11 protein-coding genes are annotated in these 14,314 nt (G+C 70.5%); 10 read left to right on the top strand and 1 reads right to left on the bottom strand.

Annotation, left to right across the window (positions count from 1 at the left end; all coding sequences use genetic code 11):
- Positions 1-287: 287 nt before the first annotated feature.
- From leuS to OG828_RS32740, 9 genes are all read left to right on the top strand, one after another.
- Positions 288-3,164, top strand: coding sequence for a leucine--tRNA ligase (gene leuS, locus OG828_RS32700; RefSeq protein WP_328503174.1), 2,877 nt, complete (start codon positions 288-290; stop codon positions 3,162-3,164).
- 148 nt (positions 3,165-3,312) lie between these two features.
- Entirely contained in the window at positions 3,313-4,044 is a 732-nt protein-coding gene (locus OG828_RS32705) for a hypothetical protein (RefSeq protein WP_328503175.1), read from the top strand.
- 72 nt (positions 4,045-4,116) lie between these two features.
- On the top strand, positions 4,117-4,962 hold the full coding sequence (locus OG828_RS32710; protein WP_328364575.1) for a DegV family protein: 846 nt from the start codon (positions 4,117-4,119) through the stop codon (positions 4,960-4,962).
- A 140-nt stretch (positions 4,963-5,102) separates the two neighbouring features.
- Positions 5,103-6,248 (top strand): helix-hairpin-helix domain-containing protein, encoded by a 1,146-nt coding sequence (locus OG828_RS32715; RefSeq protein ID WP_328503176.1) that lies wholly within the window; start codon positions 5,103-5,105, stop codon positions 6,246-6,248.
- Complete coding sequence (locus OG828_RS32720) at positions 6,245-8,785, top strand: ComEC/Rec2 family competence protein (RefSeq protein ID WP_443062456.1); 2,541 nt, start codon at positions 6,245-6,247, stop codon at positions 8,783-8,785. Before OG828_RS32715 ends, OG828_RS32720 begins: the two co-directional genes overlap by 4 nt.
- Positions 8,786-8,789: 4 nt before the next feature.
- On the top strand, positions 8,790-9,632 hold the full coding sequence (locus OG828_RS32725) for an arylamine N-acetyltransferase family protein (protein WP_328503177.1): 843 nt from the start codon (positions 8,790-8,792) through the stop codon (positions 9,630-9,632).
- Between the two features lie 42 nt (positions 9,633-9,674).
- The gene (locus OG828_RS32730; RefSeq protein WP_210574518.1) at positions 9,675-9,920 is read left to right on the top strand and encodes a hypothetical protein; all 246 of its coding nucleotides are present in this window, start codon (positions 9,675-9,677) and stop codon (positions 9,918-9,920) included.
- A gap of 192 nt (positions 9,921-10,112) precedes the next feature.
- Positions 10,113-11,102, top strand: coding sequence for a DNA polymerase III subunit delta (holA, locus tag OG828_RS32735; RefSeq protein WP_328364583.1), 990 nt, complete (start codon positions 10,113-10,115; stop codon positions 11,100-11,102).
- A gap of 67 nt (positions 11,103-11,169) precedes the next feature.
- The gene (locus tag OG828_RS32740) at positions 11,170-11,568 is read left to right on the top strand and encodes a nuclear transport factor 2 family protein (protein WP_328364585.1); all 399 of its coding nucleotides are present in this window, start codon (positions 11,170-11,172) and stop codon (positions 11,566-11,568) included.
- A gap of 180 nt (positions 11,569-11,748) precedes the next feature.
- On the opposite strand, the gene rpsT is transcribed toward OG828_RS32740, so the two are convergent.
- Positions 11,749-12,015, bottom strand: a complete 267-nt coding sequence (gene rpsT, locus OG828_RS32745; protein ID WP_328364587.1) for a 30S ribosomal protein S20 — start codon at positions 12,013-12,015, stop codon at positions 11,749-11,751.
- A gap of 222 nt (positions 12,016-12,237) precedes the next feature.
- Between rpsT and lepA the strand changes: the two genes are divergently transcribed.
- Positions 12,238-14,106 (top strand): translation elongation factor 4, encoded by a 1,869-nt coding sequence (lepA, locus tag OG828_RS32750; protein WP_210574512.1) that lies wholly within the window; start codon positions 12,238-12,240, stop codon positions 14,104-14,106.
- Positions 14,107-14,314: the final 208 nt, after the last annotated feature.

Genomic DNA, 14,314 nt, shown 5'->3' on the forward strand with positions numbered 1-14,314 from the left:
TGTTACGCCGGGTAATAATTGAACATTGTTCAGCTTTTCGGAATCTTCACAAGCGGCCGTGAGGCGTCAGTGTGCCTCATGGAAGCCCGTCGCGGCCTCCTCGGCGGCTGCGGTACCCTGACGCCATGCGTGCCGTACGCCTTCTGCTTAGCGAGCCGCGCTGATCAGTCCCGACCCAGGCCAGTCCTGGTGGTCGGAATCGGCGCGGCGTCCCCTCCTGTGCGAGGGGATTTTTCGTTTCTTGAATGTCGCCGCCGGCAGAGACGATCGATGGAGCTTTGAGGATCATGAGCGAGACGAACCCCGCTGCCGCCGCCGAGGTGGCCGCGCCGCACCGCTACACCGCGGCCCTGGCCGCGGAGATCGAGGCACGCTGGCAGGACTTCTGGGACGCCGACGGCACGTACGCGGCGCCGAACCCCAAGGGCGACCTGGCGGGCGACGCCGAACTGGCCGCCAAGCCGAAGAAGTTCATCATGGACATGTTCCCGTACCCCTCCGGTGCGGGTCTGCACGTCGGTCACCCCCTGGGCTACATCGCCACCGATGTGTTCGCCCGGTTCCAGCGCATGACCGGCCACAACGTCCTGCACACCCTGGGCTTCGACGCCTTCGGCCTGCCCGCAGAGCAGTACGCCGTGCAGACCGGCACGCACCCGCGCGTGTCCACCGAGGCCAACATTGAGAACATGAAGATCCAGCTGCGCCGGCTGGGCCTGGGCCACGACAAGCGCCGGTCGTTCGCCACGATCGACCCGGACTACTACAAGTGGACCCAGTGGATCTTCCTGCAGATCTTCAACTCCTGGTACGACGACGAGGCGCGCAGGGCCCGCCCGATCGCGGACCTGGTCGCACAGTTCGAGAGCGGTGAGCGCGCGCTGCCCGGCGGGCGCTCCTGGAACGAGCTGAGCGCCGTCGAGCGCGCCGACGTCCTGAGCGAGTACCGCCTGGCGTACGCCTCGGACGCGCCCGTCAACTGGTGCCCCGGCCTGGGCACCGTACTGGCCAACGAGGAGGTCACCGCCGACGGCCGCTCCGAGCGCGGCAACTTCCCCGTCTTCAAGGCCAAGCTGCGTCAGTGGAACATGCGCATCACCGCCTACGCCGACCGGCTGCTGGACGACCTGGACGCGCTGGACTGGCCCGAGGCCATCAAGCTGCAGCAGCGCAACTGGATCGGCCGCTCCGAGGGCGCCCGCGTCGACTTCCCGATCGACGGCGAGCGCATCACCGTCTTCACCACGCGCCCCGACACCCTGTTCGGCGCGACCTACATGGTGCTGGCTCCCGAGCACCCGCTGGTCGAGAAGTTCACGCCCCAGGAGTGGCCCGAGGGCACGCACCAGGTGTGGACCGGCGGCCACGCGACCCCCTCCGAAGCCGTCACCGCATACCGCGCGCAGGCCGCCTCGAAGTCCGACGTCGAGCGGCAGGCCGAGGCCAAGGACAAGACCGGCGTCTTCATCGGCACGTACGCGACCAACCCGGTCAACGGCGAGCGGATCCCCGTCTTCATCGCCGACTACGTGCTGATGGGCTACGGCACCGGCGCGATCATGGCCGTACCGGCGCATGACGGCCGTGACTTCGAGTTCGCGCGCGCCTTCGAGCTGCCGATCAACTGCGTGGTCGAGCCGACGGACGGCCGCGGCACGGACACCTCCGCGTGGGACGAGGCCTTCGTGTCGTACGACGCGAAGATCGTCAACTCCACCGGTGACGGTGTCTCCCTGGACGGCCTGGGCGTTGTCGACGCCAAGGCACGCATCACCGAGTGGCTGGCGCGCAAGGGCATCGGCGAGGGCACGGTCAACTTCCGGCTGCGCGACTGGCTGTTCAGCCGCCAGCGCTACTGGGGCGAGCCCTTCCCGATCGTCTACGACGAGGAGGGCATCGCCCACGCGCTGCCCGAGTCGATGCTGCCGCTGGAGCTGCCGGAGGTCGAGGACTACTCGCCGCGCACCTTCGACCCGGACGACGCGAACACCGAGCCGGAGACCCCGCTGTCCCGCAACGAGGACTGGGTGAACGTCACCCTGGACCTGGGCGACGGCCGCGGCCCGCGCACCTACCGGCGTGAGACCAACACCATGCCCAACTGGGCCGGTTCCTGCTGGTACGAACTGCGCTACCTGGATCCGCACAACAGCGAGAAGCTGGTCGACCCGGAGATCGAGCAGTACTGGATGGGCCCGCGCGAGGGGCAGCCGCACGGCGGCGTCGACCTGTATGTGGGCGGCGCCGAGCACGCCGTACTGCACCTGCTGTACGCGCGCTTCTGGTCCAAGGTGCTGCACGACCTGGGGCATGTGTCGTCGGCCGAGCCGTTCCACAAGCTGTTCAACCAGGGCATGATCCAGGCCTACGTCTACCGCGACAGCCGTGGCATCGCGGTACCGGCCGCCGAGGTGGAGGAGCGCGACGGCGCGTACTACTACCAGGGCGAGAAGGTCTCCCGGCTGCTGGGCAAGATGGGCAAGTCCCTGAAGAACGCGGTCACTCCGGACGAGATCGCCGCGGAGTACGGCGCCGACACCCTGCGTCTGTACGAGATGGCGATGGGCCCGCTGGACGTCTCCCGGCCGTGGGACACGCGCGCGGTGGTGGGCCAGTTCCGGCTGCTGCAGCGGCTGTGGCGCAACATCGTCGACGAGGCGACCGGTGAGCTCACCGTCGTCGACGCGGAGCCCGAGGAGGGCACTCTGCGCGCCCTGCACAAGGCCATCGACGGGGTGCGCGGTGATCTGGAGGGCCTGCGGTTCAACACCGCCATCGCCAAGGTCACCGAGCTGAACAACTACCTGACCAAGGCCTCAGGTGCGGTGCCGCGGTCGGTCGCCGAGCCGCTGGTGCTGCTGGTCGCGCCGCTGGCCCCGCACATCGCCGAGGAGCTGTGGCGCAAGCTGGGCCATGAGGACTCGGTGGTGCACCAGGACTTCCCGGTCGCCGACCCGGCGTACGTCGTGGACGAGACCGTGACCTGCGTGGTCCAGGTCAAGGGCAAGGTCAAGGCCCGCCTGGAGGTCTCGCCGGCCATCTCCGAGGAGGAGCTGGAGAAGGTCGCGCTGGCGGACGAGAAGGTCGTCGCGGCGCTGGACGGCGCCGGGATCCGGAAGGTGATCGTGCGGGCGCCGAAGCTGGTGAACATCGTTCCCGCGTAGGCGTCGTTTCCGGGTTTGTGCCTCCGGCTAGGGGTGGTCCCCTACGGGCAGGTTCGGGGTTTTTCTGGAACTCCGGGCCTGCCCGCTGCGTTTACCGTTGAAGAGTGGCGCGGCGCGAGTGCTGGGCCCGTTTCGGAGGAGGAGCGTCGTGGAAGCAGTCGTCGCAGTTTTCGCCCTGCTCTTCATGCTCTTCCTGGGACTCGGCGCCTACGCCACGGTGAAGGCGGTCGGCGCGGCCAAGCGCGGCGTGGACCGCACCCTCACCCAGGCCCGCCGCACGGTGGAGGAGCACACCCTGCGGGCCAAGTCCCTCGCCCAGATCGGCCCCGCGGGCGAGATCGCCCAGCTCCGGCTGAAGCTGCGCACCTCGATGCGCGCCACCCAGGACGCGCTGCACGCACGCGTGGCGGAGGACGAGTCCCTGAAGGAGTCCATCGGCCTCTTCGAGCGCCTGAGCGTGCACGGCCATGAGCTGGACGACGACCTCAAGCGCCTGGAGTCCGAGCCCGACCGGGCGACCCTCGCCGAGCGGCTGCCCGCGCTGCGCGAGCGCACCAAGCGCATCGTCGACTCGGCGGACTCGCTGCGCTGGGCGGCCCGGGACCGGGCCCACCGCTTCGCCGACGACGACCTGGACTCGCTCAGCACCCAGATCGACGTGGAGACCGGCGCGCTGCGACACTGGACCACCTCGGAACCCGCGCCGCCCCCGTGGCCCGAGGCGCCCGCCGCCGAGAGCCCCGCAGCCCAGCAGACCTGGCCGGAGACACCCCGGCCGGAGCCGGCCGAGGAGAAGCCGGCACGACCCGCCATCACCCCGTCGGCGCCGCGTCCCACGTATCCCTGGCAGAAGAAGCCCCGTCCCGAGAGCACCACTTGATCCGGTTCCGGCCGGCCCGGGTCAGCGGGGCCGGGCTGCCGCCAGGGCGCTACGCCAGGTAACCTCCAGCTCATGTCCCGCCATGTCGCGATCGTCACCGATTCAACGGCCTACCTGCCGCCGCGGACGATGGAGCGCCACGGCATCACAGCGGTGCCCCTGACCGTCGTCCTCGGCGACCGGGCACTGGAAGAGGGCACCGAGATCTCCACCCGTTCCCTCGCCCAGGCGCTTCAGAAGCGCCGCCCCGTCACCACTTCACGTCCCAGCCCCGAGCTGTTCGCCGAGACCTATCGCAGGGTCGCCGAGTCCGGGGCCACCGGCATCGTCTCGCTGCATCTGTCCGCCGAGCTCTCCGGCACGTACGACGCGGCGCTCGTCGCGGCGCGTGAGGCGCCGGTGCCGGTGCGGGTCGTGGACACCGGGATGGTCGCGATGGCGCTCGGGTTCTGTGCGCTGGCCGCCGCCGAGGCGGCGGAGTCCGGCGGCACGGTGGACGAGGCGGTCACGGCCGCGGAGAAGCGGGCCGCGGGCACGTCCGCCTACTTCTACGTCGACACCCTCGACTATCTGCGCCGCGGCGGCCGGATCGGCGCCGCGCAGGCCCTGCTCGGCTCCGCCCTGGCGGTGAAGCCGCTGCTGAAGCTGGAGGGCGGCCGTATCGAACTCCTGGAGAAGGTACGGACGGCGTCGAAGGCCATCGCCCGCCTCGAGGAGATCGTGGCCGACCGGGCGGGCGGCGCCCAGGTCGATATCGCCGTCCACCATCTGTCGGCCCATGAGCGTGCGTCGGCACTGGAGGACCGGCTGCGGGCGCGGGTGCCCGGGCTCGTCGACCTGCATGTGAGTGAGGTGGGGGCGGTGATCGGGGCGCATACCGGGCCCGGGTTGCTGGGGGTTGTGGTGTCGCCGCGGTGACAGTGGCTGCCTGCCGGGTTTCGACGGTGGGTGCGGGTGGCTCACTCGTGTGAGTGAGGGAGTTATCCACAACTCGCTGGTAATCCCCGGGATTTGACCAAGATCATCGCGAGAGTGTCGGGCTGCCCGATCCTCGTCGCATGGCACTTCGATCACGTTCACGCGCAGCGATTGCAAGCAGCGGTCCCGGCCGCGGCCCCGCCTCCGACGGCCGCACCCGCCATCGACGCCTCCACCCCCGGAGCCGGGCCCGGTACCGATACGCGTCGGCGGAGGAGCTTCGCCGACGCGCAGAGGTCCTGTTCGGCGAACGGGCTGTTCGGCGGCGGGAGTCGGGAGAGGCGACGGCGGGTCGGGACGACGCGGGCGTGGACGCTGCTGTTGTCCCGTATGCCGAACCTCACATCCCGTACGCCGACATGGATGTCGGCGACGAAGTGCCGCCTGCCGGCGGGGGAGTCGGCGACCATGCCCCGCCCGACGGCTGGGAAGGCGGCGGCCATGCCCCGCCCGTCGCCGCGGACGTCGAAGCCGATGCCCAGGCCCGGCACGGCGCGAGGGCTTGGCGGGGGCGGGTCGGGCCGGTGTTGCGGGAGCGGATGCCGGTGTGGCTGCAGGCGCGGTGCGGGCTGGAGCGCAGGAGCGTGGTCGCACTCACCGCGCTGCTGGTCGTCGCCGCGGCCTTCGCGGTGCAGCACTTCTGGACCGGCCGGACCCAGTCCGTGCGCCCGCCCGAGGTCGTACAGGCGGCGGCTCCGTTCGCGGAAGCAGCGCAAGCGGAAGGCGAGCCGAGCAAGGCTCCCGGCAACCCCACCGCCGGAGGGACGGCGGCGGCCGAGATCGTGGTGGACGTCAGCGGCAAGGTCCGCGAGCCCGGGATTCAGCGGCTGCCCGCGGGGTCGCGGGTCGTCGACGCGCTCCGTGCGGCCGGCGGGGTGCGACCCGGGACGAACACCGACGGCCTCAACCGCGCCCGCTTCCTCGTGGACGGGGAGCAGGTGATCGTCGGCGGTCCTGTCGCGGGCTCGGGCTCCGCCCCGGTCGCGGGCGGTACGGCGGTCGGTGGCCAGGCCGGCTCGGCTGCGGCTCCCACGGCTCCGGTCCCGCTCAACACCGCGACCGTGGAACAGCTCGAAACCCTGCCCGGCGTGGGACCGGTGCTGGCGCAGCACATCATCGACTACCGCACCCAGCACGGCGGCTTCCGCTCGGTGGACGAGCTGCGCGAGGTGAACGGCATCGGTGACCGCCGCTTCGCCGATCTACGCGATCTCGTACAGCCATGAGTGCCACCCGTCGGCCCAGTGCGGTCGCCCCCGACATCTCCGACGAGGCCGGCGTCGCCGGTCCCCGCGCCTCGGTGCACACCACCTCCGGCAACCGGCTCGGCGCTGCCCACCCCCGACAGGAAGGACCGACGGACCTACGACTTGTTCCGCCCGCGCTCGCTGCCTGGGCGACGGCCGCGCTGGCGCTGGACGCGCCGCCGGAGTGGACCATCGGCGTCACGGGAGTGTGCCTGGTCGCGGCGGGTGTGCTGGTGACGATACGGCGACGATGGTCCCGCGTCTCGGTCGCCGCCGCCCTCCTCTGTGTCGCCGCGGGCGCGGCCTCCGCCGGGCTGCACGGGGCCGATCTGCGGCGCGGGCCGGTGCCCGGGCTGGCGCGGGAGTACGCGACCGTGACGGCCGAGGTCGAGGTGACCGCCGATCCCCGGCTCACCCGGCCCCGGATCAGAGGGAACCACGCGGCGCCGAGTGCGGTGCTGATCGGCGCGGACGTGCGGCACGTCGAGAAGGCGGACGGGACGGCGGTGGAGACGCGGGCACCGGTGCTGTTGATCGTCGACGCGGGGCCACGCCCCACCGCCGAGGGGCCGAAGGCCTCGCCGTGGCTGCGGCTGCTGCCCTCCACGCGGCTGCGCGTCACCGCACGGCTGGCCCCTGCCCTGGTGGGCCGGGACCGGGTCGCCGCCGTGATGCGGGTGCGGGACCAGGCGGTGCCGTTGGTCATGGGGGAGCCGTCGGCGGCGCAGCGGTTCGCGGGGCGACTGCGGGCCGGGCTGCGGGAGGCCACGGACGGGCTGCCGGCGGATGCGCGGGCGCTGTTGCCGGGGCTGGTCGTCGGGGACACCGCACGGATCACTCCGGAGCTGGACGAGGCCTTCAAGGAGACCGACCTCGCGCACACGCTCGCCGTCTCCGGGAGCAACCTCACGATCATCCTCGCCCTGCTCATCGGACCGCCCGGCCTGGCCCAGCGCGTCGAGCGCCGCGGACTCGCGCCCCGCCTCGGCATCCCGCTGCGGACGACCGCGCTGTTCGGCGGCGTGCTCACGCTCGGGTTCGTCGTGGTGTGCCGGCCTGACCCGAGCGTGCTGCGGGCCGCGGCCTGCGGGGCGGTCGTGCTGCTCGCCCTCGCCACCGGACGCCGCAGATCGCTGATCCCGGCGCTGGCCACGGCCGTCCTGCTGCTGGTGCTCTACGACCCATGGCTGGCCCGGAGTTACGGCTTCCTGCTGTCCGTGCTGGCCACCGGCGCCCTGCTCACACTCGCGCCCCGCTGGAGCACGGCGTTGAGGCGGCGCCGGGTGCCGCCGCGGCTCGCCGAGGCGCTGGCCGCAGCTGCCGCCGCTCAGGCGCTGTGCGCGCCGGTCGTCGCGGTGCTGTCGGCACGGGTGAGCCTGGTGGCGGTGCCGTGCAACCTGCTGGTGGAGTTCGCGGTCGCACCCGCGACGGTGCTGGGCTTCGCCGCGCTGGCGACAGCGCCGGTGGCGATGCCGGTGGCCGAAGCGCTTGCGTGGTGCGCGAGTTGGCCGGCCGGGTGGATCGCGGACGTGGCCCGTACCGGGGCGGCGCTGCCCGGGGCGGGCGTGGACTGGCCGGGAAGCTGGACCGGGGCGGCGCTGCTCGCGCTCGTCACGGTGGTGGTCCTGCTGGTCGGCCGCCGGCTGCTGCGGCATCCCTGGTGGTGCGGGGCCTGCGGGGTGCTGCTTGTGCTGGCGGTCGTGCAGCCGCCGCCGCTGGCCAGAGTGATCACGGGGTGGCCGCCGCCGGGCTGGCGGATGGCGATGTGCGATGTGGGACAAGGGGACGCGCTGGTGCTCGCGGCGGGTGAGGGCGCCGGTGTGGTCGTGGACGCCGGGCCGGATCCGCGGCTGGCCGACCGCTGTCTGCGCACACTCGGCATCACCCGGGTTCCGCTGGTGGTCCTGACCCATTTCCACGCGGATCATGTGGCCGGTCTGCCCGGGGTGCTGCATGGGCGCGAGGTCGGTGCGATCCAGACGACGGGACTCGAAGAGCCGGAGGACCAGGCGCAGTTCGTTCGGAGAGAGGCAGCGGCGCGGCACATTCCGATGACGAGAGCCGTCGCCGGGGAACAGCGCCGTAGCGGGGCGCTCAGCTGGCAGGTCGTCTGGCCGCCACCGCATGCGGCGTCGGTGCCGGATGCGGAGGGGCCGAACGACGCCAGTGTCAGCCTGCTCGTCCGGTCGGCGGGGCTGCGGCTCCTGCTGCTCGGGGACCTCGAACCCCCGTCCCAGCAGGCGCTGCTGAGATCACCGGCGGGGGCATGGCTGGGCAGCGTGGACGTGCTCAAAGTGGCCCACCATGGCTCCGCCTATCAGGATCCGGAGCTGATACGCCGGGTCGCGCCGCGACTGGCGTTGATCTCTTGCGGTCGGGACAACCCGTACGGTCACCCCGCACCCGGTACGGTCGCGGCGCTGCGGGCGCAGGGAGCGGTGGTGCTGCGGACGGACGAGGACGGGGCCCTGGCTGTCGCGGGTACGGGCGGAGAGCTGCTCGTGGCGCGAGACTGAGGGCATGGATTCCGCAGAGGTTGATGCCTATCTCCGTCGCCTGGGAGCAGAGCGCCCGGCGTGGCCCACCGTCGACGTCCTGCGCGAGCTGCATCTGCGGCATCTGCAGCGCGTTCCGTTCGAGAACCTGTCGATCCATCTCGGCGAGGAGATCGTGCTGGAGGAGAAGCGGCTGCTGGACAAGGTGGTGGGGGCGCGGCGGGGCGGGTTCTGTTACGAACTCAACGGGATGTTCGGGGCGTTGCTGACCGCGCTGGGCTACGACGTCACGCTGCTGGCGGCCCGGGTGTACGGCGACGAGGGGAGGCTGGGGATCCCGTACGACCATCTCGCGCTGAAGGTGCGCACGGTGGACGGGGGTGAGTGGCTGGCCGACGTCGGGTTCGGGGCGCACAGTCACTATCCGCTGGCGTTCGAGGCGCGGGCGGAGCAGCGGGATCCCGGGGGAGTCTTCCGGATCGTCGAGGCGGGGCCGGATGCGGCGGGGGTACGGGGTGAGGCGGCCGGGGCGCCCGATCTGGACGTCGTCCGGAACGGCAGCCCGCAGTATCGGCTGGAGATGCGGCCGCGGGTGCTCGGTGACTTTGTGGCCGGGGCGTGGTGGCACAGCACGTCTACGGCTTCGCACTTCGTGCGGTCGCTGGTGTGCTCGCGGGTCACGGAGGACGGAGGGAGGGTCACGCTCAGCGGGCGGGCGCTCACGGTGACGGCGGCGGCGGCGGACGGGGCGCGGGAGGTGCGGGAGCTGGGGTCGGATGAGGAGGTTCTCGCGGTGTATCGGGAGAGGTTCGGGATCGAGCTGGCGGTTGTGCCGGTGGTTCGGGAGGCCGCCGGTCGGGAGGGCTGACCTGGTGGTTCGGGGGTGGGGTGGGTGCCGGAAAATGGGGGCGTGAGTGATGTGAGACATGTGCTGGTGCTGCCTGACCGGGATGCGGCGGACGAAGTGGTGGAGGCGCTGGGGGAGCGGTTCGGGGTGCGGGAGGAGCCGCAGGTGGTGCGGGATGCGTTGGCCGGTGAGGACGATGCGGAGGATGCGCAGTGGCTCGTCGTGCTGCGGGATGAGGAGGGGCGGTTGGATGCGGGGGAGCTGGATGCGTTTGTGGGGGAGTGGGAGGGGTGGCGGGAGGAGCCGTGACGCTGCGGTGCGGTGCCGGGTCGTGCTGGGCTCGCTTTGAGGGTGCCCGGCGTGGGGGCTGGGCGGGGGTGGGTCGCGCAGCCCGGCGCTGACGGGGTGCCGCCTGCGCCCACCCGTGCCGCCCCAGGCGGCACGCATGCCCGCAGCTTGACTGCTCCCCCCTTGTCAGTGGGGCGTGACATGCTTGGCGTAATGGCCAGGAAGAGTGTTGATGATGACCCGCTCGTGCCTGTGACGCTTGCTGTGGGGCAGGAGGATCTTCTGCTTGACCGGGCTGTGCGGGAGGTGGTGGCTGCGGCGAGGGCCGCTGATGCCGACACGGATGTGCGGGATCTGACGTCGGACCAGTTGCAGCCGGGGACATTGGCGGAGTTGACGAGTCCGTCGCTGTTCGCGGAGCGGAAGGTCGTGGTCGTACGGAATGCGCAGGATCTGTCCGCGGACACGGTCAAGGACGTGAAGGCGTATCTCGGAGCGCCCGCCGAGGAGATCACGCTCGTGTTGCTGCACGCGGGCGGAGCCAAGGGCAAGGGCCTGCTCGACGCCGCGCGGAAGGCCGGGGCGCGGGAGGTCGCGTGTCCCAAGATGACGAAGCCGGCGGATCGGCTGGCCTTTGTCAGAGGAGAGTTCCGGGGTCTCGGGCGATCGGCCACGCCCGAGGCCTGCCAGGCGCTCGTCGACTCCATCGGGAGCGATCTGCGGGAGCTGGCCTCGGCCGTCTCCCAGCTCGTCGCCGATGTCGAGGGGACCATCGACGAGGCGGTGGTGGGGCGGTACTACACCGGGCGGGCCGAGGCTTCCAGCTTCACTGTCGCCGATCGCGCCGTGGAGGGGCGGGCCGCGGAGGCGCTGGAGGCGCTGCGGTGGTCGCTGGCGACGGGCGTGGCTCCGGTGCTGATCACCAGCGCGCTCGCCCAAGGCGTACGGGCGATCGGGAAGCTGTCCTCGGCACGCGGCGGGCGGCCGGCCGATCTGGCGCGTGAGTTGGGCATGCCGCCGTGGAAGATCGACCGGGTGCGCCAGCAGATGCGGGGATGGACTCCGGACGGGGTGGCCGTGGCGCTGCGGGCCGTCGCGGAGGCCGACGCCGGCGTGAAGGGCGGCGGGGACGATCCCGAGTACGCGCTGGAGAAGGCGGTCGTCACGATCGCGCGGGCCGCTCGGTCCAGGGGGCGTGCGTAGCCCGAAGAGAGGAGAATCAGGCGTATCAGCCGTAGATCGCCGATATGACGGAAAGGTGGCGACTGTCATGGCTGAACACCCGCACGCTGCTCTCGTCCGCAAGGGCTACGAAGCCTTCCAGCGCGGAGACATGGACACGCTGCGCGGCTTGATGACCGGGGACTGCACACACCACGTACCCGGCTCGCACCCGCTCTCCGGGGACTTCAAGGGGATCGACTCGATCCTCGACGGGTACTACGCCCGGCTCTACTCGGAGACGGGCGGGTCGTTCCAGGTCGAGCTTCGCAACATATTCGTGGACGGCCGCGGGCACGCCATCACCGTGCACCGCTTCACCGCCGACCGGGGCGACAAGCACATCGACGAGGACGGGGGCATCGTCTTCCGGATCGTCGGCGACAAGATCACCGATCTCGACGAGTGCCTTGCGGACCTCGACAAGTCCAACGACTTCTGGACGTGACGCAGGCATACCGAAGGCCCCGGCTCCCGCCCTGGGGAAGGGCGAGGTGCCGGGGCCTTCGGTTCAAGACGGTGAGCCCGTACCCGCGTGGCGAACGCAGGCCGCGTACAGGCTCGGGGTGCCGGACGGGAGCGGATGAGAGAGGGCCCGCTCGATTCCCTCCGGCGGTCAAATCAAGTATCAGCCCTTGAGGGAAGCGACCTTGGAAGCCAGCGCCGACTTCTTGTTGGCGGCCTGGTTCTTGTGGATGACGCCCTTGGAGACGGCCTTGTCGAGCTCACGCGCAGCAGCGCGCTGGTACTCGGTGGCCTTCTCGACGTCACCCGCGGCAGCTGCCTCACGGGCCTTGCGGATCGCGGTCTTCAGGGAGGACTTGACGGCCTTGTTGCGCTGCCGGGCCTTCTCGTTGGTCTTGATCCGCTTGATCTGGGACTTGATGTTCGCCACGAATGAGCCTCTACAGGTTCTGGCACGGGGCCGCACGGGTCCCGCACCGGTGATTTTTCTTGGGGTGTGCCTCGCGCTGAGAGGGCATGAGACACAGCCACCCAGAGTACCAGTGGCCCGGCCCACGGCCCAAAACGGTGTCCGGTCGCCGCCCGTGGGACCATGGAGCCTACGTATCGATCCGACCCGAGGCATAAGGCGCCTCAAGAGACAGGACCCTGCGTGCCCGCGACCCCTAACAATGTGCCCGAGCCGAGCCGTACCGCCCCGGCTCTGATCCGCAATTTCTGCATCATCGCGCACATCGACCACGGCAAGTCCACGCTCGCCGACCGGATGCTCCAGCTGACCGGGGTGGTCGAGCAGCGGCAGATGCGCGCTCAGTACCTCGACCGTATGGACATCGAGCGCGAGCGCGGCATCACGATCAAGTCCCAGGCGGTGCGCCTGCCGTGGGCCCCCACCCACGACAAGAGCAACACGCACATCCTCAACATGATCGACACCCCGGGGCACGTCGACTTCACCTACGAGGTCTCGCGGTCGCTCGCCGCCTGCGAGGGCACCGTCCTCCTCGTCGACGCCGCCCAGGGCATCGAGGCCCAGACCCTCGCCAACCTCTACCTGGCGATGGAGAACGACCTCAAGATCATCCCCGTACTGAACAAGATCGACCTGCCGGCCGCCCAGCCGGAGAAGTTCTCCGAGGAGCTCGCCAACCTCATCGGCTGCCAGCCGGAGGACGTGCTCAAGGTCTCGGCGAAGACCGGCCTGGGCGTGGACGCGCTCCTGGACCGGGTCGTCCGTGACGTCCCGGCGCCGGTCGGCGTCAAGGACGCCCCCGCCCGCGCGATGATCTTCGACTCGGTCTACGACTCCTACCGGGGCGTGGTCACGTACGTCCGCGTCATCGACGGCCAGCTCAACAAGCGCGAGCGCATCAAGATGATGTCGACCGGCGCCACCCACGAGCTGCTTGAGATCGGCGTCTCTTCCCCCGAGATGACGCCCGCCGACGGCATCGGCGTCGGCGAGGTGGGCTACATCATCACCGGCGTGAAGGACGTCCGCCAGTCCAAGGTCGGCGACACCATCACCAGCAAGGACAAGGGCGCCACCGAGGCCCTCGGCGGGTACAAGGACCCCAAGCCGATGGTCTTCTCCGGCCTCTATCCGCTGGACGGCTCGGAGTACCCCGACCTCCGCGAGGCCCTGGACAAGCTCCAGCTCAACGACGCCGCCCTGGTCTACGAGCCGGAGACCTCCGCGGCCCTCGGCTTCGGCTTCCGCGTCGGCTTCCTCGGCCTGCTGCACCTCGACGTCATCCGTGAGCGCCTGGAGCGCGAGTTCAACCTCGAACTCATCGCCACCGCGCCCAACGTGGTCTACCGCGTGATCATGGAGGACGGGAAGGAGCACACGGTCACCAACCCGAGCGAGTTCCCCGAGGGCAAGATCGACAAGGTCTTCGAGCCGGTCGTGAGGGCCACGATCCTCGCCCCCAGCGAGTTCATCGGCTCGATCATGGAGCTCTGCCAGACCCGCCGCGGCACCCTTCTCGGTATGGACTACCTCTCCGAGGACCGCGTGGAGATCCGCTACACGCTTCCCCTCGCCGAGATCGTCTTCGACTTCTTCGACAACCTGAAGTCCAAGACCCGCGGCTACGCCTCTCTGGACTACGAGCCCACCGGCGAGCAGGACGCCTCGCTGGTGAAGGTCGACATCCTGCTGCACGGCGACCGGGTCGACGCCTTCTCCGCCGTCACCCACAAGGACGCCGCGTACGCGTACGGCGTACGGCTCGTCGCCAAGCTGCGCGAGCTCATCCCGCGCCAGGCCTTCGAGATCCCCATCCAGGCCGCCATCGGCTCCCGGGTCATCGCCCGCGAGACCATCCGCGCCATCCGCAAGGACGTCCTCGCCAAGTGCTACGGCGGTGACATCTCCCGTAAGCGGAAGCTGCTGGAGAAGCAGAAGGAGGGCAAGAAGCGGATGAAGATGGTGGGTTCCGTGGAGGTTCCTCAGGAGGCCTTCATCGCCGTTCTGTCCAGCGACGAGAACGCGGGATCGGGCAAGGGCAAGAAATAGCCACCTGTCACCCGCGAAAATCGGGGCTCGTCGCGTCACAGCGCGGCGGGCCCCTGTGCGTGGGTACGGTCGCCCGATCGGGGAAGTGACAGGCCGCAGCCCCTTACGCACCGGCCGGTCGCGCTCTACTCTGATCTCTGCTCGGTAGTTACTCGCGAGTTAAACAACCGATCTGCAACCGCTCGTGAGTGCATCAGCAGCAGTGAAA

Source organism: Streptomyces sp. NBC_00457, assembly GCF_036014015.1.
Taxonomy (GTDB): domain Bacteria; phylum Actinomycetota; class Actinomycetes; order Streptomycetales; family Streptomycetaceae; genus Streptomyces.